We start from the raw sequence: 21,358 nt of genomic DNA, 5'->3' as shown, positions 1-21,358 counted from the left end.
GAAGCGGGGTGGGCCGGGTCAGACGCCGAACGCGGTCGAGAAGCGCACGTCGCCCTCGACCATGTCCCGCATGTCCGGGATGCCGTTGCGGAACATCAGGGTCCGCTCGATGCCCATGCCGAACGCGAAACCGGAGTAGACGTCGGTGTCGACGCCGCAGGCGCGCAGGACGTTGGGGTTGACCATGCCGCAACCGCCCCACTCGACCCAGCCGGGGCCGCCCTTCTTCTGCGGGAACCACAGGTCCACCTCGGCCGAGGGCTCGGTGAACGGGAAGTACGACGGCCGCATCCGGGTGCCGGCCTCCGGGCCGAACACCGCGCGGGCGAACGCGTCGAGCGTCCCCTTGAGGTGGGCCATGGTCAGCCCGCGGTCGACGGCGAGGCCCTCGACCTGGTGGAACACCGGGGTGTGGGTGGCGTCGAGCTCGTCGGTGCGGAAGGTCCGGCCGGGGCAGGCCACGTAGACCGGCAGCTCGCGCTCCAGCAGCGACCGGACCTGGACCGGCGAGGTGTGCGTGCGCAGCACCGTGCCCGAGTCCTGCCCGCGCTCGGGGTCACCCAGGTAGAAGGTGTCCTGCATGGTGCGGGCGGGGTGGTCCTTGCCGAAGTTGAGCGCGTCGAAGTTCAGCCACGACGCCTCGACCTCGGGACCCTCCGCGACCTCCCAGCCCATCCCGACGAAGATGTCGGCGATCCGCTCGGACAGCTGCGTGATGGGGTGGCGCGCGCCGCGCGGGCGACGGTCCCAGGGCAGCGTGACGTCGACGGCCTCCTCGGCCAGCACCCGGGCGTCGCGCTCGACGAGCAGGACCTCGCGGCGCGCGTCGAACGCGGCCTGGGCCTCCACGCGGGCGGCGTTGACCCGCTTGCCGGCGTCGGCGCGCTCGGGGCCGGGCAGCTGCCCGAGCGACCGGCGGGCCATCGGGATCGGGGCGCGGTCGCCGAGGTGCGCGGGCTTCGCCGCGGCCAGCGCGTCGAGGTCGCCCGCCTCGTCGAACGCCGTGCGGGCGGCCTCCACCGCGGCCTTCAGTGCATCCGGGTCGAGAGGGCTCGCCGTGTCGTTCTCACTCATGGTGCCCACGATCGTAGAGGGCGGCCGCGAGGCGGTTTCAGTCGCGCGCCGGGGACAGCTGCGGGGCGACGCCCGCGCGGGCCCCGACCGTCGCGTACAGGCAGATCGCCGCGGCGGTGGCGAGGTTCAGCGACTCGGCGCGGCCGTGGATCGGGACGCGGACCCGGTGGTCGGCGGCGGCGTGCACCTCGGCCGACGGGCCGTGCGCCTCGCTGCCGAGGATCCAGGCGACGGGCCCGGCGAGGGTCGGGGTGACGGCGGGGTCGTGCAGGTCGACCTCGCCGTGCCCGTCGGCGACGAGCGTGGTCAGCCCGGCCGCGCGGCACATCTCGACGACGGCGGGCGCGTCCCGGTCGCGGGCCAGCGGCAGGTGGAACACGCTGCCGGTGGAGGCCCGGACGGCCTTGCCGTTGTGCGGGTCGACGGTGTCCCCCGCCAGGAGGACCGCGTCGCAGCCCGCCGCGTCGGCGACCCTGATCACGGTGCCGACGTTGCCGGGGTCGGAGATGCCGTCGCAGACCGTGACGAATCCGGGGACCCCGGCCAGCGCGGTGGCGACCGGGACGTCGAGCAGGTCGCAGACGGCGACGATCCCCTGCGGGGTGACCGTCTCGGACAGACCCGCGGCGGCCTTGTCCGTCACCGGGGACACGCGGGCGCCGGAGCGCTCCGCGGCCTCGACCAGCTCGGGGTGGCGCTCGGCGGCGACGGCGGTGACGAACAGCTCGTGCACCGTCACGGCGGCGAGGGCCTCGCGGACGGCCTGGGCGCCCTCCACGAGGAAACGCCCGGCCCGATCGCGCCCCGCGCGCCGCAACAGCTTGCGTGCTGCGGCAACGCGGGGAGTGCGTTCGGTACCGGGCGTGGAGTCCGCGGAGCGCTCGCCGGCGCCGCGCGACTCGATGTCGCCTCGGGTCACCTCAGGCCGCGGAGCCCTGCTCGGTGCCGACCGGCAGGTTCTCCTTCGCCACCGCGACGAGCGCGGCGAAGGCGGCCGGGTCGCTGACGGCGATCTCGGCGAGGTTCTTGCGGTCGACCTCGACACCGGCGGCCTTGAGGCCCTGGATGAACCGGTTGTAGGTCATGTCGTTGGCGCGGGCCGCGGCGTTGATGCGGGTGATCCACAGCTGCCGGAAGTCGCCCTTGCGCGCACGACGGTCCCGGTAGGCGTAGTTCATCGAGTGGAGCATCTGCTCCTTGGCCTTGCGGTACAGCCGCGAGCGCTGCCCGCGGTAGCCGGCGGCCGACTCCAGCGTGGTGCGGCGCTTCTTCTGGGCGTTCACGGAGCGCTTCACGCGTGCCATGGGGTATCTCCTGGGGCTTCTCCGGCACTACCGCGATGGGGGTGCGGCGTGCCGGGGTTCGTGAAAGGGGCGGAAGGTCAGTGACCGAGCAGCTTCTTGACGCGCTTCACATCGGCCTTGGCGAGCTCGACGGTGCCCGACAGGTCGCGCTTCTCCTTGCGCGACTTGACCTCGAGACGGTGCCGCAGCCCGGCCTGCTGGCGCATGAGCTTGCCGCCACCGGTGATGCGGACGCGCTTCGCGGTCCCCTTGTGCGTCTTGTTCTTCGGCATGACGTATCCGTTCGATGTCGGCCCCCGAGGTTCCGGGGGTCGGTGCGGGTACTGCGTGTCCGTTCCGTGCCCGGCTGCGGCCGGGCACGGGACCGGGACCTCACGCCTCGGCGTCTGCCGGGGCGTCGGAGCTGGCTGCCGCCGTCGTCTTGCGGGACGCCGGCTTCTTGGTCGGCGCCAGCACCATCGTCATGTTGCGGCCGTCCTGTTTCGGAGCGGCCTCGACGACGGCCATGTCACCGATGTCCTCGGCCAGGCGCTGGAGCAGGCGGTAGCCCAGCTCGGGACGCGACTGCTCGCGACCACGGAACATGATCGTGACCTTGACCTTGTTGCCGCCTTCGAGGAAGCGGATGACGTGACCGCGCTTCGTCTCGTAGTCGTGCTTGTCGATCTTCGGCCGGAGCTTCTGCTCCTTGATCACGGTGAGCTGCTGGTTGCGCCGGGACTCCCGGGCCTTCTGCGCGCTCTCGTACTTGAACTTTCCGTAGTCCATGAGCTTGCAGACCGGCGGGCGGGCCTGGCCGGCGACCTCGACGAGGTCGAGGTCGGCGTCCTGGGCCAGCTTGAGGGCGTCCTCGATGCGCACGATCCCGACCTGCTCGCCGTTCGGGCCCACGAGGCGGACCTCGGGCACGCGGATGCGGTCGTTGATGCGGGGCTCTGTGCTGATGGGGTCTCCTGTGTGACTCGCTGTGTCGCTACTACCTGCTGCCGGCGACGACAAGCGAAGACCCGTTGATCGGCCCGCGACAGAATGCCGCCGCGAAGCCGGACCATGGACCCGGACACCGTTACGATCACGGCGCGGGTGGGAGCGGGGCTCCACTTGACGCCCGGAACACACGTGTCAACGCGATCCCGGGTGGTCGCATTCCCGAGGGTAACAGGCTGCCGGTGCGCCGGGAACGCGGGGTCCGGGCCGGGACCTGCGCGGACCCCGGGCTGGGGCCGGGCTCAGCCCGCGCTGGCGGCCTTGGCCCGGCTGCGCCGTGCGGTCGCCGGCCGCCCCGCGCCCGCGGTGCCGTTGCCGTTGCCGTTCGACGACGAGGTCCGCCGCCGGACCGGCTTGACCGGTGTGTCGTCCGGGGTGACCAGGTCGCGCAGGAACCGGCCGGTGTGGCTGTCGGGGTGTGCCGCGATCTGCTCCGGCGTCCCCTGGGCCACCACGGTCCCGCCGCCCGAGCCGCCCTCCGGGCCCATGTCGATGACCCAGTCCGAGGTCTTGATGACGTCGAGGTTGTGCTCGATCACGATCACGGTGTTGCCCTTGTCCGCCAGCCCCTGGATGACGGCGAGGAGCTTGCGGATGTCCTCGAAGTGCAGACCGGTGGTCGGCTCGTCGAGGATGTAGACGGTGCGGCCGTTGCTGCGCTTCTGCAGCTCACTGGCGAGCTTGACGCGCTGGGCCTCACCGCCGGACAGCGTCGGCGCGGGCTGCCCGAGCCGGACGTAGCCGAGGCCGACGTCGACCAGGGTCCGCAGGTAGCGGGCGATCGAGGTGATCGGCTCGAAGAACTCGGCGGCCTCCTCGATCGGCATGTCGAGGACGTCGGCGACGGTCTTGCCCTTGTAGTGGACCTCGAGGGTCTCCCGGTTGTACCGGGCTCCCTTGCAGACCTCGCACGGGACGTAGACGTCCGGCAGGAAGTTCATCTCGATCTTGATCGTGCCGTCGCCGGTGCACGCCTCGCAGCGGCCGCCCTTGACGTTGAAGGAGAAGCGGCCCTCGGCGTAGCCGCGGACCTTCGCCTCCGTGGTCGCGGCGAACAGCTTGCGGACCTTGTCCCACACGCCGGTGTAGGTCGCCGGGTTGGACCGCGGGGTCCGCCCGATCGGCGACTGGTCGACCCGGACGAGCTTGTCGAGCTCGTCGATGCCGTTGATCCGGGTGTGCCGGCCCGGCACCTGGCGGGCGCCGTTGAGCCGGTTCGCCAGCACCGTGGCGAGGATGTCGTTGATCAGCGTCGACTTGCCGGACCCGGACACCCCGGTGATCGACACCAGGCCGCCGAGCGGCACGTCGACGTCGATGCCGCGCAGGTTGTGCTCGCGGGCGCCGACGATGGTCAGCCTGCGGTCGTGGTCGAGCTCGCGGCGCTCGGGCAGCGGGATCGACTTGCGCCCGGACAGGTAGGCACCGGTCAGTGAGGTGTCGTGCGACTCCAGGTCAGCGATGGTGCCGGAGTGCACGACGCGCCCGCCGTGCTCACCGGCGCCGGGGCCGATGTCCACCGCCCAGTCCGAGGCGCGGATGGTGTCCTCGTCGTGCTCGACGACGATCAGCGTGTTGCCCAGCTCCTTGAGCCGGGTCAGCGTGTCGATCAGCCGCCGGTTGTCGCGCTGGTGCAGCCCGATCGACGGCTCGTCGAGCACGTAGAGGACCCCGACCAGGCCGGAGCCGATCTGGGTGGCCAGCCGGATGCGCTGCGCCTCGCCGCCGGACAGCGTGCCCGCGGCGCGGTCCAGCGACAGGTAGTCCAGCCCGACGTCGAGCAGGAAGCCCAGCCGGGCCTGCACCTCCTTGAGCACCGCGCCGGCGATCATGGCCTGCCGGTCGTCGAGGACCATGCCGTTCAGGAACTGCGAGCACTCGGCGACCGACATGTTCGACACCTGCGCGATCGACCGCTCCCCCAGGTCGCGGTGCGGCAGGGTCACCGACAGCACCTCGGGGCGCAGCCGGGCGCCGTTGCAGGCGGGGCAGGGGATGTCGCGCATGTAGCCCTCGTAGCGCTCCCGCTGCGACTCGGACTCGGTCTGCTCCAGGCGGCGCTCGAGGAACGGCATGACGCCCTCGAAGTTCGCGTAGTACGAGCGCTCGCGGCCGTAGCGGTTGCGGTAGCGCACGTGGACCTGGTCGTCGCTGCCGTGCAGCACCGCCTTCTGGGCGGCGGCGGGCAGCGTGCGCCAGGGGGTGTCCATCCGGAACCCGACCGCGGCGGCCAGACCGGACAGCAGCCGGCCGAAGTACTCCGCGTTGTGCCCGGACGACCAGGGCGCGATCGCGCCGTCGCCGAGGGACAGGTCCGGGTCGGGGACGACCAGCTCGGGGTCGACCTCCTTCTTGATGCCGATGCCCGCGCACGCCGGGCAGGCACCGTAGGGCGAGTTGAAGGAGAACGTGCGGGGCTCGAGGTCGTCGACGGCGAGGGTGTGCCCGTTCGGGCAGGCCATCTTCTCGGAGAAGCGGCGCTCGCGCTGCGGGTCGTCGTCGGGCAGGTCGACGAAGTCGAGCACGACCAGGCCGTCGGCCAGCCGCAGCGCGGTCTCCACCGAGTCGGTGAGGCGCTGCTTGGCCGTCGCCTTGACCGAGAGCCGGTCGACGACGACGGCGATGTCGTGCTTCTCCTGCTTCTTCAGCTTCGGCGGGTCCGACAGCGGATGGACCGTGCCGTCGACGAGGACCCGCGAGTAGCCCTGGGCCTGCAGGTTCCCGAACAGGTCGACGAACTCGCCCTTGCGGGTGCGCACGACCGGTGCGAGCACCTGGAAGCGGCTGCCCTGCTCCATCTCCAGGACCTGGTCGACGATCTGCTGCGGGGTCTGCTTCTCGATCCGCTCGCCGCAGGTCGGGCAGTGCGGGATGCCGGCGCGGGCGTAGAGCAGGCGCAGGTAGTCGTGGATCTCGGTGATCGTGCCGACCGTCGACCGCGGGTTGCGGTTGGTCGACTTCTGGTCGATCGAGACCGCCGGGGACAGTCCCTCGATGAAGTCGACGTCGGGCTTGTCCATCTGCCCGAGGAACTGGCGCGCGTACGCCGAGAGGGACTCGACGTAGCGCCGCTGGCCCTCGGCGAAGATCGTGTCGAACGCGAGGCTGGACTTGCCGGACCCGGACAGCCCGGTGAAGACGATCATGCTGTCGCGGGGCAGGTCGATGTCGATGCCCTGCAGGTTGTGTTCGCGCGCGCCACGCACGACCAGCTTCGGCCCGTCCGGGACCGGCGACGCGCCCGGGGACAGGGCGGTGCCGGCGTCGCGGCGGTCGGTGCTGTGGTCGCTCACGTTTCGCGCCTCCTGGGGTGGCGGTGCCGTCCGGGTGATACCCGGTCGTAGCGCCCGCAGGGCTGGGGACATTCCGCGACCGGGCACCTGTGGCCGGTGAGGTTCGTCCCCACGTCAGCCGCCGATGCTAGGTCGACCCACCGACAGCGAGCCCGTCGAGCCGGCCTCGCAGGCGGTCCGGCGCGGTGGATGCACACCGGGACGCGCCGGTCGGTCCGCAGTGCACGGTACTCGCACGTCCGTTCGATCCGTCAGCGGCCCCGTGGGTGCGACCGGCGGGTTCTCCCCACCGCGGGATGTCGGTGCGGGCCGCTACCCTCCCGCTCGTGGACGTCCTGGAGAACTACACCGGTCACACCGACCCCGGCGGCGCGGCCATCCGCCGCGACCTCGAGCGCCTGAGCATCAGCAAGGTCTCGGTCGGCGAGATGGACAACAACGCCTACCTGCTCGTGTGCAAGCAGAGCAACGAGGCGCTGCTGATCGACGCGGCGGCCGAGCCGACCCGCATCGCCGACCTCGTCGGCGCCGCCGACGAGCGTCCGGACCTGCGCCACCTGGTCACCACCCACCGCCACGCCGACCACTGGCAGGCGCTCGGCGCGATCGCGGGCATGTTCGAGCCGCGGCTGATCGCCCACCCGCAGGACGCCCCGGAGCTGCCGGCCCCGATGGACGAGTTCGTCGAGCACGGCGACACGATCACTTTCGGCGAGATCGAGCTGGAGGTCATCCACCTGCGCGGGCACACGCCGGGCTCGCTGGCGCTGCTCTACCGCGGGGAGGACCGGCCGCACCTGTTCACCGGGGACAGCCTGTTCCCGGGCGGGCCGGGGAAGACCTGGTCGGCGGAGGACAACGCGCAGCTCATCGGCGACCTCGAGGAGCGGGTGTTCGACGTGCTGCCCGACGACACCTGGTTCTACCCCGGCCACGGGGACGACTCCACGCTCGGCGAGCAGCGGCCTGACCTGCCGGAGTGGAAGTCCCGCGGCTGGTAGCCGACACCGTACGGCCCGACGGCCGGGCCGGTGACGGCCCCGGGCTCCGGGTCAGCCGGCCGGGCCGGGACGGCGCAGCGCGCGGAGCCGCAGGTCGACCGCGGCCGCCACGGCGGGCAGCCCGGCCCATGTGGTGCGGTCACCGTGGCGGACTAGCGGGCACGCCGTCACGACCAGGCCCGGATCCAGGTCGCCCGCGGCGGCGTGCACGGCGGCGGGCGGCGGGTCGGCGACCGACTGCACGCCCGGGGCGTCCAGCAGGATCCGGATCCGCCTGCCGTGGCAGCGGGCCGCGGCGAGCGGATCCCGGTGCCGGGCGAGCTCGGTCCGCCAGGCCGTCCCGGCCAGGGCCGCGGCGCCGTTGCCGGAGCCGCCGGGGCGGCCCGAGGCGCCGGCCGGCACGGCGACCTCGTCCCGGACGTCGTCGTCGACGAACCAGGCCACGACGACCGCCCCGTTCCCGGCACCGGCCGTCCGGGCGAGCTCCAGGTCGACCGCGAGCGGGTTGCCCCGGGCCCGGTCCCCGGTGGCCCGGGACAGCGGCACGAGTAACAGGGCGTGCCCGCCGGGGCGGAACCCGTCCGCGTCCCGGACCCGGGCCAGCCCGGCCAGTGCGGGCCGCAGCGCCGCGGCCGTCCCGAGCCCGGTCGCGTCGACGACGGTGAGCAGCGGCCGGGCATCCGCGGGAGCGCGGCGCCACCCCGGCCCCGCCCCGCGGACCGGCCACTGCTCCCGGCCGGGACCGACCACGGGGTGCTCCGTCGCCGGACCATCCGGGAACCGGGCGGTGCCGGCGGCCCGCTCCGTCCCTGTCCCCGACCCTGGCCCGGGCCGGGGCGCCGGGTCGGCCGGGTACCGGTCCCCGGAGCCCGCTCCCGGACGCGCCGGGCCACTCGCCCGGCCGCGGCCCGACCCACCTGCCCCGCGACCGCCGCCGCCGGGCCCGTCAGCGGGTGCGGTGCCGTCGTCGAACCCGGGCCACTCACCGGACGCGGCGACGGGGACGCCGCGGCGGCCGACCCCGTCGCTCGGGCCGCCGTGCGCGCCGGGCCGGGCCGGACCGGCCCCCGCACCGGGCCGCCGGACCGGCCGGGTCCCCCCGGCACCCGGGCGCCCCGGAACCCGGCCGCCCGTTCCGCGCCGTGCCGGCGGCCGCCACCCGATCCACCGGAGCAGCCGGCGCAGGCGGGCCCTCACGACCCGGTCAGGAGGAACAGCTCCACCCGGACCTCCCCCGGCGCGCCGTCCTCGCTGTCGCCCAGGTAGGGCCGGATGTCCGCGGCCCGTTCCAGCTCCGGCAGGTCCCGCACCAGCTCCACGAGCCGGCGGGACACCGCGGTGCCCGCGAGCGGCCGGCCCGGGTCGCGGGACACCCCGAACATCAGCGCCAGGCCGACCGACCGGTCCGGTCCGACGACCCGGGCCAGGTCGGTCCGGAACCGGGCGACGGTCCCGCCGCCGTCGTCGCCGGCGGGCACCGGGAGGACGAAGGTCACCGGGGTGAGCAGGACCCCCTGGTCCTCCCGGCCCGCCCCGGGTCCCTCCTGCCGGGGCACCTCCTGGGGCGAGTCCGCCGACGCGAAGGCGACGATCATCAGGATCGCCGCGAGCTCCGCGAACAGCCAGCCGGCGATCGCGAACGCCGGCGGTCCGGCCGCCGCGCGCGACCGTCGCCTCATCGGGGCTCCTCCGCCGGCCGGCCGGGGCGGGCCGCCGGGGCGGGCCGGGAGCCGTTGCCGTCGGGTCCGGGGGTGTCGTGGTGCGGGGCGTCGCGCTCCGGGGCGTCGTGGTCCGGATCGTCGTGACCGGGGGCGTCGTCGGGGTGCCGGAGCCCGTCGGCGACGAGCCCCAGCCAGTTGACCCGGCGCACCACGGCGCGCAGGTCGGCGGCCGTCGTCGCCAGCGTGGTCGCCGTCTCGGCGAGCCGGTCGCTGGTCGAGGTCATCGTCTCGCCGGCCGCGGTGACCGGCGCCCGCGCCTCGGCGAGGGCCGACCGGAAGTGCTCGGCGCGCTCGGCGAGCTCCGCGGTGCGGTCGGCGAGGTCGGCGGCCTCGTCGCGGGCGCGGCCCGCGTCGTGCCCGGCGGCCCGGGCCGCCTCGGCGGCCGACTCGACCGTGTGCACGGCCTCGACCAGCGGTGCGGCCCGGCGGTCCAGGTCCGCCGCGGCGGCCCGCAGGCGCATGTCGGTCTCGCCCAGCGCGGCGGACTGCCTGCCCAGCTCGGGGACCGCCCGAGACAGCTCGCCCACCGACGACGCCAGCCCGGCCAGGGTCCGGCCCAGCTGGTCGACGACGCCGCGGCTGCCCGCCAGCGACGTCGCGGCGGCCTCCATCCGGTGCGCGGCCTGGGTCAGGGCCCGGCCGGACCGGTCGGTGGAGTCCGCCGCGGCCACGGCCGAGCGCAGCCGCTCCAGCGGCACCACCAGCGTGGTCTCCTGCTCCTGCGCCCACCGGTCGAGGTCGTCGGCGGCGCGCTGGTCGCGGGCCGCCCTGGCGTAGGACAGCATGATCAGCCCGAGACTGAGCACGATCAGCGCCGACAGCGCGGCGGGCCCCCGCCAGGCCGGCGCCGACATCCAGTCCGCGAAGAACGACGGGCGCAGCCCCGGCGCGGTCGCAGCGTGCTGCCGCGCGTAGTAGGCCTCCGCGGCGCCCAGCAGCAGCCAGGTCAGCAGCACCGGGACGAGGACCGCGACGGTGCTGGCCCGGCGGACCACCCGGTCGGCCGCGTCGCGCAGGCTGCCGGGGCCGTCCAGCCGCCACAGCGTCGCACCGGGGGTCGACGGGTCACCGAGGGCGATCCGGTCCGCCTCGGCACGCCCGGCCCGGAGCAGGGCGCCGAGCTGGCGCCCGTTGGGTCGCGCCGCGTCCGGACGGCGGGACAGCTCGCCGAGCATCGACGACAGCAGCGCCGAGACGGCCCGGGCCGCCGTCGGGCGGTCGGGCCGCTCGTCGTCGTGCGACGGCGGGGCCGCCTGCGGGCCGGTCACCGGTCGACCTCCGTTCCGCGGCCGGAGGCCGGGTCGGCCGCGCCACCGGGGGTGTCCGCCCCCGTCCCGGCCGCGCCGCCGGCCGGCCGGGTGCCGTCCGGCGCGACCGTCCCGCCCGGCGTCGCCGCCGTGTCCGGCGCCGTCCCCGCCGAGGACGGCGCCCCGCCCTGCGGCGCGGTGCCCGACGGTGCCGGGGCGGGCACCCCGGGTGCGGTCGAGGCGGGCGGCGACGACGGCGACGGGCCGTCCGCGCCGGGCCACCAGTACAGCCCCGCGACGATCACACCGAGCCCGAGCAGCACGGCGACGACGGCGACCACCCGGGCCGTCGTCCGGCCGCCGGCCGCGGGCGCACCCGGGATCCGCCGTGGGCGGCCCACCTCGAGCTCCGGGCCCGCGGCCGGGACGGCGCCGGTGCGCGCACCGGGGTCCGGCCGGCGCGACCAGCTGTCGGGGTCGACCCGGTCGGGGAGATCGCGGCGGTCGGACCGGTCGGGGTGCACTGCCCGGTCCGGCCCGGCCGCGGCACCGGGTGGTTCCGCGTGATCCACCGGGCCGAGCCGATCCGTCGGGCCGAGCCCATCGGCCGGGCCGGACAGGTCCGCCGCACCGGGCCGGTCGGTCCGGGCATCTCGGGCGAGCCCCGGTGCGGTCCCGTCCCCCCGGAAGACCGGCAGCCGCGTGGTGGCGCCCAGGTCCGGACCCGACCCGGCGTCCGGGTCCGCCGGCGCCCGGTCCGCAGCATCGGCCGCCGGGTCCCGGCGCCACCAGCCGCGCAACCGTCCCAGCAGCGACCAGCCGGTCGGGACCGCGGCCCCGGCGGCGGCCGCCCCGGGCGTCGCTCCGGCGGTCGCACCGCGGGGCCGGGACGCCCGGGCCGAACCCCCCGGGCGTCCGGGCCCGGCGTGGGCGCCGGTGTTCCACGGCTCGGCGTCCGGGGCACCGCCGCGTGCCGCGCCCGGGTGGCTTCGGTGCGCCCGGCCGCCGACGGTCCGGTCCCGGTCGGCCGGGTCGCCCGGAGTCCCGGTCCCGCCGGTCCGGGCACCGGTGCCCCGGCCGTCGCCTGCCGGGTCGTCGCGGAGCGGGTCCGCGGCGGTCCGGCCGCCCGGCCGGAAGCGGCGCCGGACCGGCTCGCCGCCCCGGGCCCGGGCCGGGACGACGGCACCGGCCTGTGCCACGGCGTCTCCGGGCGGGCCGGGCACCGGGTCGGCGAGCACGCTGCGCGCGACCGTCCGCTGCACGCCCGCGGCCGACGGGTCGTCGAGGACCGTCCGGGCCCAGGCCCGGAGGGTGCCGGCGTCGGCGGCCTCGCCCCACTCGTCGAGCCGGCCCAGCAGGAGCCCGATCACCGCGCGCAGGGTCCGCGCACCGGGCCCGACCGCCTCGACCGCCTCGACCGCCGCCGACACCCAGCCGGTACCCCCCTCGCGCGGGGTGTCGAGGTCGAGCAGCGCGCGCACCGCGTCCGCGATCTCCGACGGGCGCATCCCGCAGTCCCGGCCGAGCCGGACCAGGGCACCGGCGACCGGCGGCGGGGCGTCCGGCAGCCGGTGCAGCGCGCCGTGCACCAGAGCGGTCCGGTCCGGGTCGTTCTCCAGCCGGGTCACGATCCACGGCTCGATGCCGCCCCGGTCCAGCAGCCGGCGGGCGATCTCGGCCGGCCGGAGCTCGAACACCTCCGGGTGCGCCGCCGGGTCCGGCAGCACCGTGCGCAGCCAGTCGTGCGCCTCGTCCCGCAGGTCGCCGGGCTCCAGCGGACGGCCCGGTCCAAGCAGCCAGTACCGCACGCGCCGGGCCCGCTGGTGCTCGTCCGGCTCGACCCGGATCAGCGCGTCGGCCAGGGTCCGGCCCCAGCCGGGCGAGTGCGCCGGGTCCAGCGGTGGCGGGCTCAGCCCGGGACCGGTGTCGGTCCGGTCCGGTCCGGGCCCGTCCGCGATGCCGGTGAGCAGCGCGGACAGCACCTCGGCGGCCCGGTCGGGGCGTCCGGCGGGCGCCGCCGTGACCGGGCCGACCAGCTCCATCGCCCGCTCCGGGTCCAGCCCGGCGAACTCGCGCACGGTCACCGCGGAGTCGGCCAGCCGCTCCCACTGCTGCCCGTCCGCGACCAGCGCGGGCACGTCGGCCCGGTCGACCGGCAGGTGGTGCCGCACGACGTGCCGGACCACCTCGGCCAGCGACGCCGACCCGGCGACGACGGTGTGCGCGTCACCCTGCCCGGCCCGGCGGGCCAGCCAGGACAGCGCCCGCTCGGTGCGCCCGTCCAGCTCGTCCGGTGCGGGCGACGGCGTCGCGGCCCCGTCCAGCCAGCGGTCGACGCTGGCCGCCGCGTCCGGCAGGTCCCGGCGCATCCCGTCCGACCAGCCGCCGGTCACGAACGACGACCGGTCCGCCGGGCCCGGCACCGAGGTCAGGCAGGACGCCCACACCCGCCCGTCGACCAGCGGCGACGGCAGCGCCGCAAGCAGCGTGCCGATGGCGGCGGAGGCCTCAGCCGGGGTGCCGGGGATCCGCAGCACCGGCGCGTCGGGCCGCTGGTGCAGGGTGCGCAGCACGTCGGTCACCCGTGCCGTGGCCGCGGTGTCCGCGACACCGGGCGGTGTCCGCGGCCACAGGTCCGCGGCGTCCGCCAGGTCGGCGGCGGCGAAGGTGAACACGCAGCCACCGGCCCGCCCCACGTCCTTCCCGACGAGCTGCTCGGTCAGGCACAGGTGGCTGCCGTGGCCGCCGACCTCGACCCGGCGCAGCGTGAACAGCGGACCCGTGGCCCGGGCCGCCAGGCCCTCCGGCGGCTGCATCCCGAGCCGGGACGCGGCGTCCAGGAACGCCCGCGGCACGTCGCCGGTGCGTTCCAGGTCGGGCACGTAGCCACGGGTCCTGTCGCCGAACCACACCCGCACCGGCGCCGGGGCGGTCACGACCGCACCCCCGACACGATCGAGAGCAACAGCTGGGTGAGCCCGGCCGACTCCCGGTTGAGCACCGGGAACACCGCGGCCGAGTCCAACGGCATCACCGCGGGCCGGTGGTCGGCGCCGCCGCCGTCGAGCTGCGTCGGCACCTCGCCGAGCGGCGAGCAGAGGAAGATCCGTACCTCGCATCCGGGCTCGTCGAGCAGCACACCGACCGCGGCGGTGTGCTCCAGCGCGGTCAGCAGCCCGCACCCGATCGCCCCGGCGACGACGTCGCGCAGCTGCAGCTGCGAGCCGGCCCCGCGCTGCAGCGCGTCGGCCAGGTGGTCCTGCAGCGAGGGCACCCGCAGCGGCACCGACGGCGGTACCCGGCTGTCCGAGCCGCCGGGCAGCTCGATGGCGGCGGCCGCGCCGTCGTGCACCAGACCCCAGAACCGGTCCGCGTTGCCGTAGTGCCGGTACAGCGCGCTCACCAGGCGGTCGACCAGCAGGTCGACCGTGTCCTCGTCGCTGGCGCGCAGGCCGTCCAGCAGCTCGCGCAGGCCCGGCCCAGGGTGTAGCGGGACCCCGTGCCGGTGCGCGTCCGGGCCGGTGCGGTCCAGCACGTAGTGCAGGTACTGCGTCATGCCCTCGCGCACGGCCCCGCTGCCGCCGTCGATCTCGTCGAACCCGCCCGCGCCGGTGGTCAGCGCGATCCGGACCAGGTCCGCCTTGTTCACCGCCACCATCAGGACGCGGCGCGCGCCGTCGGTCCCGAGCGGTCCGTCGTTGCCGGCCAGCGAGAGTGCGATCTCGGCCTGCAGTCCCTGGTGCACGCTCTGCACCTGCCGCACGTCCGCGGTGTCGGACCGGTTGCTGGCCGCGATCACCGCCCGCGAGTCGGTCCCCCCGCCCCGGGAGTGCTCGCGCAGCGCGGCCTCCACCAGATCGGTCAGCCGCGTGTCGACGGCCGGGTCGACCACCCAGATCAGCCCGCCCAGGCTGGCGAGCAGCTGTTCCTGGTCCTCGTCGCCGACCCGGCGCCGGTGCATCGACTCACCGGCGAGGTCGGCGATCCCGGTCCAGCCGTGCTCGGCCGGGGAACCGTCCCGGGCGGACAGCTCGGTCCGCAGCACGACGGGCTGGCGGATCTGCATGCCCCAGCCGGCGGCGCCGGGCCGCTCCGCCGGATCCGCGACCCCGGCGACGTCGGCGTGCACCTCGGCCACGTGCACCGCGAGACCGCGGTCGATGGCGGTCAGCAGCCGGACCGGCATCAGGTCGTCGAGGTTGGTGGGGCTCATCGGCTGGGAGAAGTCCCGGGTGCGGTTGTAGGCGGTGCGCAGCGCGCGGCCCGGGCGGTCCTCGATGTCGTCGGTGACCGAGGGCACCCGGTACCGCAGCGCGGTGTCCGCGCCGCGCCGGCGCCGGGCGGTCAGCACCGGTGTCTGGGCGATCGTGCGCGAGATCAGGTAGCTCTTCCCGCTGGCCACCGACCCGATCGCGGCCACCACGTTGCGGAACTGGGTGCGGGTGTCCGGGCCGCCGTCGCGCCCGGAGCCGACCAGGAACAGGTGGCCCTCGCCACACAGGTGGTAGCGGCGGCGCACCTGGTCCGGGTCGAAGCCGTCGCTGACCCGCTGGGCGACCCCGCCCGCGGCGTCCGGGAACGTCCGGACCCACCAGCCGGACACCTCGTTGTCCCCGGCCAGGCAGACGTCGAGCTGCACGCTCGGCGGCCGCCAGCCGGCCCCGGCCGAGGGCGGGGTGCCCAGGTCCGCCGCGCAGACCGGGCACCGCCCGAACACCGCACCGGGGGCGCTCACCGCAGCACCGCCAGCACGACTGGGACGGTCAGCAGAACCAGCAGCACCACCGGCACGCTGCACAGCAGCCCGGTCACCGCGCCGTGCCACTTACCGGCCCGCTCGGCCCGGGCAAGCAACGCCAGCATCTCCGACTCGACCGCGTCGGCCGCGCCGCGGGCGGGGGCCGCGCCGGGAGAGGCCCAGTCGGCCACCGGGATCGCGAGGTCGCCGACGAGCCGGTCTACCCCGCACTCCCGGTCGAGCCGCTCGGTCAGCACACGGCGCCGCAGCGCGTTCATCGGACTCCTCCGGTCGGGGTCAGCAGCGCCACCAGCACCAGCACGGCGACCACGCCGAGCAGCAGCACCAGCGACGACGTGTACAGCGCGTACCGGCGGGCGGTGTCCTCGGCCCGCCTGCGGATCTCCTCGGTGAGCAGGACGGCGGCCGCCGCCGCGCGGTCGGCGGCGCGGACCTGGTCGGCCAGTACCGCCCGGTGGATCCCGCGCAGCGACGGGTCGGGCTCCCAGGGCTCCTCGGGCCGGTCCCGCGGTCCCAGCTCGGCGTGGTCGGCGGCGGCTCGGTCGGCGACCCGACCCAGCCAGCCGGCGGCCGACCAGGCACCGCGCAGCACCGGCTCCGCGAACGCCTCCTGCAACGCCCCGATCAGTGCCGGACGTCCGCCCGGCCACCGGTTCCACAGCGTCGCCCCGACCTCGCCGGGACGGTCGACCCGCCGCTCCGGTGGCCGGTCCGGTGAGCCGCCGGCCACCGGGACCGCCGGCCGGTCCACGGTCTCGACCAGGGCGTCGGTGAGACCCTTGCCCCCCAGCGCGGTGAGCACCAGCAGCGCGAAGCCGAACCGGTCGTGCTCGCCGGTGTGTGCCCCACGGTCCTCGTACCCGGCACCGGTGCCCGCGGCGGGCCCCCGCAGCGGGGCGGTGACCGCCGCCGCCGGGTCGGCGCCGACCACCGGCATCAGTGCCTCGCGCACCGCCTGCGACGCGTAGGCCCAGGTCGGGCGCAGATCGTCGACCCGGCCGGTGCGGACCAGCGAGTCCGCGTCCACCAGTACGTAGCGCCCGCCGGGCTGCCAGCAGACGTTCTGCGGCTTGACGTCGCCGTGCGACCAGCCCAGCTCGTGCAGCAGGTCGATCGCGACCCCGACCGGGCGCAGCTTGTCCAGCTGCTCCAGCCCGGGGGTGGCCGGGTTGACCGTCCACTCCACCGGCGCGAACCAGCGGGACACGGTCACCACCACCCGGTCCGGGTCGAGGTTGTCGCCCCGGGCGAACCAGCCGACGAAACCGCTGCCCGGCCCGCCGACCAGCGGCTCCGCGACCGGGCGGGCCACCGTGTGCTCCACCGGCGCCGCCTCGGACGGCGGCCGCGCCACGTACACCGGCGTCATCGCCAGCTGCTCGCCGTCCACCGCGCCCGTACTGCGGGCGCGGGCGTTGAGCCGGCCGATCGCCTCGGACCGCTCGCCGAGGTGGCTGCGCAGCCCGGCGGCGTGCTGCGCGGTCGCGCACAGGTAGAGCTTCACGTGCCAGCGCTGGGTGCCACCGACGGTCACCCCGGTGGTGGTGAGCTGGTCGGCGACCAGCCAGACGTCCTCCTCCACCCAGACCGGGAACTGCGGCCGGGCCACGTCCAGGGCCGCGGGCGGGTCGACCAGGATATCGACCGGCTCGAAGTCGGCGCGCACCCGCACCGCCTCCGGCTCCAGGTCGCCCTCGACGGTCGCGGCCCGGTGGTCCGGGCCGGCCGCGTCCGGGGCGAGGAGCTCGTAGTCCAGCAGCACCCCGGCGGTCCCGCGGACCGCGGTGAACCGTAGCGTGCCGGACTCGCCGAGCCGGCGCTGCCCGCCGTCCGGGGCCAGCGGGACGCCGTCCACGGTGACCTCGACCCCGTCCCGCTCGGCGGTCCGGCGCACCGCGTGCCCACCGCCGTCCGGCACGATGTCGAGCAGGTGCCCGCTGGGCACCACCGCGAGCCCCGGCGGGAGCCGGATCGCGTCCGGTGCGGTGGTGCCCGACGACACCGGGCGCAGCAGCGCCACCGGGCCGCGCAGCGGCGGCAGGTGGAAGCCGAGCTCCGCCCCGTCCCACACCAGGCGCAGGTGCCGGGCCGGCGGCGTCGGGCCGGTTGCCGGCCGCGGCTCCCGAACCGGCGACGGCGCGGGCGCCGGTCCCCCGTGCACCGGGCGGACGTGCGCGCTGACCGACCGGGTGGCGCCCGCCCGGAACAGCACACCGACTGACTGCAGCGGTGGCAGCGCCCGGGGCAGCCGCTGCAGCTGCTCGGTCACGTCGGCCTCCAGGGCGTGCCCCAGTGCGACCGGGGTGCAGACCTCCACCTCGATCCGGGTGCCGTCCGGGCAGCCCGCCTGGCGGTACCGGGTGACGACGGCGGTCGCCGCGGCCACGGCGGCGACGCCGACCGATTCGTTCTCGTCCGCTCCATGGCCGGTCATCGGCGTCCCTCCACGACGGCGTCCAGCAGTGCTTCGGTGATCGCGCGGGCCCGGGCCGCCCCCGCGGCCTCGTCCCGCGTCTCCAGTGCGACGGCGAAGGCGACCGGCCCGCCGCCGGTCTGCACGAACCCGGTGATCCAGGCGACCTGCCGGGCGAACACCTCGCGCGGCGGGTCGGTCCCGGGCGGGAACAGCTCGTGGGTGCCGGTCTTCACCCAGGCCCGCTCACCCGCCGGCCGGTCCCGCAGGGCCGCGGGCAGCCGCAGCCGGGACGCGGTGCCCGACTCGACCGTCGCCCCCAGCGCGCGGCGCAGCTCACCGGCCTGTTCCGGGGTGAGCACCCGGCGCCGCTCCGGCTCGGTGGCCACCGACGGGCCGGACGTCCCGCTCGCCCGGGCGCCGCCGACGATGCCGGGCGCGGAGGCCGTGCCGTCCGCGGCGACGGTCGCCATCACCGAGGCCATCTGCAGCGGGGAGGCCTGCACCGTGCCGCCGCCGAGGGCCAGGTTCGCCAGGCCGGACGCGTCGTCGTCGGGGACCAGCGATGCGGCGCCGAAGTCCGGCCCGGAGCGCCAGTCCGCGGCCCGGGTCGGGGTGCCGAACCCCAGGTCGACGGCGGTGTCCCGGATCGCCGGCCAGCCCAGCTCGGCGGCGAGCGCGGCGAAGGCGGTGTTGCAGGACACCGCGAGCGCGGTGCGCAGGGAGATCCGGCCGTCGTCGCCGGTGCCGGCGCAGGCGCCGCGGCCCGCGTTGCGCACCGGCGCCGTCCCCGGGCGGTCGACCTGCTGCGGCGCCGGGATCCGGTCCTCGGCCCCGGTGCCGGGGCGACGCAGGTAGGTCGCGGCGACGACCACCTTGAACGTCGAGCCGACGCCGTAGCGCCCGGCCGTGGCCCGGTCCACGCCGGCCGCCGGGACCGTCGCGTCCGGGTCGTCGCCGACGTAGCGGCGCAGCTCCGCGGTGTCCCCGGCCGGCCCGGCCAGCCAGCGCCAGCAGCGCTGCGGGTCGTCCGGGACCCGGTCGTCCCGGCACGCGTCGGCCTCGTCCGGGGTCAGGTCACGGATGCTGCCGTCCGCGCGGCGCTCCCCCATCGCCCGGCCGTCGTTGACCGCGTCCCTGGCCTCCTGCCGGGCCGCCTCCACCGCCGGGTCGGCGGCGTCCTGCACCGCGGCCGGCACCGAGGCTGCGGCCAGCACGTGCCCGGTGCGGGCGTCCAGCAGGACGGCGCCGCCGGCCAGCGGGGGGCCGCCCGCCTCGGCGTCCAGCGCGGTCGCCGTGGCGTGCTGGAGCGCGGGGTCCACGGTCAGGTCCAGCTGCACGTCCGGGGTGCCGGTCAGCACCGGCGGCACCAGCCGTCGCAGGGCCGAGGTGACCGGTACCCCGCCCGCCTGCTCGACGACGGCGGCGTCGACCATGCCGCCCCCGCCGTCGTCCAGGATCCCGGCGAGGTCGGCCCGGGTCACCGCGGGCTCGCCGACCGGGACCCAGCCCGCCCCGGCCCGCTCCTGGCGGTAGGCGGGCACCCCGGCCAGGGTGACGGTCACCGCGGCCCGCGCGGTGCGGAACCGGTCGGTGGTGCACCGGTCGGGGTCGACCGGGACCAGCGGGTCCCGGCACAGCGGGAGGTCCTCGGCGTGCCCGGAGTAGGGGCGGACCACCACCCAGCCGGTCATCAGGACGCAGGCGGCCAGGGCCAGCGCGCCCGCGGTGGCCGCCGTCGTGCGCAGCGCCGGCCGGGCCGGGCGCGGGTCGGGTGCGGCGGGGCGGCCGCCGCGGTAGCCGGCCGCGACGGCGAGCAGCACCACCAGGGTCACCGCGAGCGTCGACTGCCCGCCGCGGGACAGCCACGGCGCGGTGATGCCGGAGTGCGGCACCACGTTCAGCGTCGCCGCCAGCACGAACAGGTACTGCCCGACGAGCATCCCGGCCGCGCCGGCGGCCAGCAGCCGTCCGGGGTCCCCGGCGCGGGCGCCCGGGCGCAGGTCGCGGTACAGCGTGACCAGCGCGACCCCGAGCAGCACGACCAGCACGGACAGCGCGAGGACGGCCAGCCCGCCGAGCTTGTTCCAGGTCACCGCGAGGACGAAGTCGGTCGAGCCGGCCGGGATCCGGCCGGTGATCGTGTCCGGCAGCCCGCGACCCCACAGCCCGCCGTCGGCGACCGCGGCGAGGCTCTGCGAGATCTGCGAGAGCCGCCCCGCGACGTAGGTCTGCAGCGCCTCCTGGCAGGCGACGCTGCCGTCCGGGACCTCGAACGGCGGCGCCGACCCGGCGGGCGGCGGCACGCACGGCGACACCCACGGGTACACCCACGGCTCCCACCAGGTGCGCACCCGGTTCGCGATGTAGGGGTGGGCGAGGACCGCGAGACCGAGCGCCGCCAGCGAGCCCAGCGCCGGGATCAGCAGCGGTCGCCCGGCTGCCAGCGCCTCGCGGCGGACCCGGCGTCGCCCGGCCGCGTCGTCCGGGGCGCCCGATCGCAGCTGCGCGGCCCGAGCCTCGGCGCGCAGCACCGACCAGTACATGGCGAGCATCCCGGCCAGCGCCGGGACCAGCGGCCCCAGGTCGGACCGCGCGGCGCTACCGAACGCGACGATCGCCAGCGGCACGATCGGCCGCCAGGTCGACCGTTCGCGGGCCCGCCAGCCCTGCGGCGGGTGGAACAGCACCGCCAGGTTCGCCAGCAGCACCGCCAGCACGAGCAGGTAGAGCGGCTTGGCGTACTCCGGGGTCGCGATCCGGGCGACCGTCAGGTTCGGCGATCCCTCGACCAGCGGTGCCAGCACCGCCACCAGCAGCAGCCCCTCCAGCAGCAGGGTGGACTCCCAGCGCCGCCCGGTGGAGGCCCGGCGGCGCCGGGTCACCCGGTCCAGCAGGGCCGCCGCCCCGCGGCGGACGACCCGCAGCCGTCCGGCGCGCACCAGCAGCAGCACCGCGCACACCGCGGCGACCACGGCGAACGGCAGGACCAGGGTCTCCACCGCGGTCCGCACCGTGGGTCCCTCGACGATCGCGGACGTCGCGGCGTCCGGGTCGGGCACCACGACCAGCCGCACCACCAGCAGCACGCCGGTGACGGCCAGCGCGGAGGTCGCCCCGAGGACGGCGAGCGCGGCCGGCGCGACCCGGTCCTCGCCGCGGTCCCGGTGCGCCACCCGCAGCAGCCACGACGCCAGGCCGGCGCACAGCGCGACGAGCAGCACCCCGATCAGCGACCAGGCCACGTCCGAGGCGCCGGAGGCCAGGAACCCGGCCGTCACCAGCGCGGGCCCGGCGACGAGCTGGGCGGCCCCGCCCCGCCCACCGGGACCGCGCGGGAGGACCGCACCGGCCGCGGCGACCGCGGGCGCCGACCCGGGCCGTAGCAGCAGCCGGGCCGTGACCCCGGCCGAGACGACCAGCCCGGCCAGCACGACCAGGTTCGCCGCGGCGCGGAGCAGCAGCTGATCCACGAGCCAGGTCAGCACGTGCCGCGGACCCCCGCCCCCGGACGGTCTGCCGGTCCTGCGTCGGAACTGTCGATCACGTTCGATACGTC

General features: G+C 76.5%; 15 protein-coding genes. 1 reads left to right on the top strand and 14 read right to left on the bottom strand.

Annotated elements, in window-relative coordinates:
* Nucleotides 1–18 precede the first annotated feature (18 nt).
* The 6 genes from pheS to uvrA all read right to left on the bottom strand — a co-directional run bounded on the left by pheS (nucleotide 19) and on the right by uvrA (nucleotide 6,616).
* Nucleotides 19–1,074 (bottom strand): phenylalanine--tRNA ligase subunit alpha, encoded by a 1,056-nt coding sequence (gene pheS, locus MTO91_RS11845; RefSeq protein ID WP_226356502.1) that lies wholly within the window; start codon nucleotides 1,072–1,074, stop codon nucleotides 19–21.
* A 37-nt stretch (nucleotides 1,075–1,111) separates the two neighbouring features.
* Nucleotides 1,112–1,978, bottom strand: a complete 867-nt coding sequence (locus MTO91_RS11840) for a TrmH family RNA methyltransferase (protein ID WP_062404719.1) — start codon at nucleotides 1,976–1,978, stop codon at nucleotides 1,112–1,114.
* A 16-nt stretch (nucleotides 1,979–1,994) separates the two neighbouring features.
* Nucleotides 1,995–2,378, bottom strand: a complete 384-nt coding sequence (gene rplT, locus MTO91_RS11835) for a 50S ribosomal protein L20 (RefSeq protein ID WP_020623392.1) — start codon at nucleotides 2,376–2,378, stop codon at nucleotides 1,995–1,997.
* A 77-nt stretch (nucleotides 2,379–2,455) separates the two neighbouring features.
* On the bottom strand, nucleotides 2,456–2,650 hold the full coding sequence (gene rpmI, locus MTO91_RS11830) for a 50S ribosomal protein L35 (RefSeq protein ID WP_020623393.1): 195 nt from the start codon (nucleotides 2,648–2,650) through the stop codon (nucleotides 2,456–2,458).
* A gap of 100 nt (nucleotides 2,651–2,750) precedes the next feature.
* Nucleotides 2,751–3,377 carry a translation initiation factor IF-3 gene (gene infC / locus MTO91_RS11825; RefSeq protein WP_073576959.1) on the bottom strand — a complete coding sequence of 209 codons (627 nt, stop codon included), beginning with the start codon at nucleotides 3,375–3,377 and terminating at the stop codon, nucleotides 2,751–2,753.
* A gap of 230 nt (nucleotides 3,378–3,607) precedes the next feature.
* Complete coding sequence (uvrA, locus tag MTO91_RS11820; RefSeq protein WP_405421854.1) at nucleotides 3,608–6,616, bottom strand: excinuclease ABC subunit UvrA; 3,009 nt, start codon at nucleotides 6,614–6,616, stop codon at nucleotides 3,608–3,610.
* 368 nt (nucleotides 6,617–6,984) lie between these two features.
* Here uvrA and MTO91_RS11815 point away from each other — a divergent pair, with 368 nt between their 5' ends.
* Nucleotides 6,985–7,659: an MBL fold metallo-hydrolase gene (locus tag MTO91_RS11815; protein ID WP_405417507.1), complete on the top strand. Its 675-nt coding sequence runs from the start codon at nucleotides 6,985–6,987 to the stop codon at nucleotides 7,657–7,659.
* A gap of 51 nt (nucleotides 7,660–7,710) precedes the next feature.
* Here MTO91_RS11815 and MTO91_RS11810 read toward each other — a convergent pair whose 3' ends face one another.
* From MTO91_RS11810 to MTO91_RS11775, 8 genes are all read right to left on the bottom strand, one after another.
* A complete protein-coding gene (locus MTO91_RS11810) occupies nucleotides 7,711–8,409 on the bottom strand; it encodes a hypothetical protein (protein ID WP_405417510.1) in 699 nt (232 codons plus the stop codon).
* 443 nt (nucleotides 8,410–8,852) lie between these two features.
* Nucleotides 8,853–9,338 (bottom strand): hypothetical protein, encoded by a 486-nt coding sequence (locus tag MTO91_RS11805; protein WP_405417513.1) that lies wholly within the window; start codon nucleotides 9,336–9,338, stop codon nucleotides 8,853–8,855.
* Nucleotides 9,335–10,648, bottom strand: a complete 1,314-nt coding sequence (locus MTO91_RS11800; protein WP_345647554.1) for a hypothetical protein — start codon at nucleotides 10,646–10,648, stop codon at nucleotides 9,335–9,337. Before MTO91_RS11800 ends, MTO91_RS11805 begins: the two co-directional genes overlap by 4 nt.
* The gene (locus MTO91_RS11795) at nucleotides 10,645–13,563 is read right to left on the bottom strand and encodes a hypothetical protein (protein ID WP_476654506.1); all 2,919 of its coding nucleotides are present in this window, start codon (nucleotides 13,561–13,563) and stop codon (nucleotides 10,645–10,647) included. Before MTO91_RS11795 ends, MTO91_RS11800 begins: the two co-directional genes overlap by 4 nt.
* Entirely contained in the window at nucleotides 13,560–15,362 is a 1,803-nt protein-coding gene (locus MTO91_RS11790; RefSeq protein ID WP_405417519.1) for a hypothetical protein, read from the bottom strand. The genes MTO91_RS11795 and MTO91_RS11790 overlap by 4 nt, the downstream gene beginning before the upstream one ends.
* Nucleotides 15,359–15,643, bottom strand: coding sequence for a hypothetical protein (locus tag MTO91_RS11785; RefSeq protein ID WP_345647545.1), 285 nt, complete (start codon nucleotides 15,641–15,643; stop codon nucleotides 15,359–15,361). Before MTO91_RS11785 ends, MTO91_RS11790 begins: the two co-directional genes overlap by 4 nt.
* The gene (locus MTO91_RS11780) at nucleotides 15,640–17,820 is read right to left on the bottom strand and encodes a hypothetical protein (RefSeq protein WP_476654505.1); all 2,181 of its coding nucleotides are present in this window, start codon (nucleotides 17,818–17,820) and stop codon (nucleotides 15,640–15,642) included. Before MTO91_RS11780 ends, MTO91_RS11785 begins: the two co-directional genes overlap by 4 nt.
* A complete protein-coding gene (locus MTO91_RS11775; protein ID WP_476654504.1) occupies nucleotides 17,817–21,287 on the bottom strand; it encodes a penicillin-binding transpeptidase domain-containing protein in 3,471 nt (1,156 codons plus the stop codon). The genes MTO91_RS11780 and MTO91_RS11775 overlap by 4 nt, the downstream gene beginning before the upstream one ends.
* Nucleotides 21,288–21,358 lie beyond the last annotated feature (71 nt).

The sequence above is a fragment of the Pseudonocardia sp. 2-7 genome, assembly GCF_056341085.1.
Note: the sequence above shows the minus strand (reverse complement) of the source record. Positions and strands in the feature narration are given on the sequence as shown.

Coding starts and splice junctions, on each gene's coding strand:
- MTO91_RS11785 (WP_345647545.1), bottom strand. CDS start 15,643: ATGAACGCGCTGCGGCGCCGTGTGCTGACCGAGCGGCTCGACCGGGAG.
- MTO91_RS11780 (WP_476654505.1), bottom strand. CDS start 17,820: ATGACCGGCCATGGAGCGGACGAGAACGAATCGGTCGGCGTCGCCGCC.
- rpmI (WP_020623393.1), bottom strand. CDS start 2,650: ATGCCGAAGAACAAGACGCACAAGGGGACCGCGAAGCGCGTCCGCATC.
- pheS (WP_226356502.1), bottom strand. CDS start 1,074: ATGAGTGAGAACGACACGGCGAGCCCTCTCGACCCGGATGCACTGAAG.
- MTO91_RS11805 (WP_405417513.1), bottom strand. CDS start 9,338: ATGAGGCGACGGTCGCGCGCGGCGGCCGGACCGCCGGCGTTCGCGATC.
- rplT (WP_020623392.1), bottom strand. CDS start 2,378: ATGGCACGCGTGAAGCGCTCCGTGAACGCCCAGAAGAAGCGCCGCACC.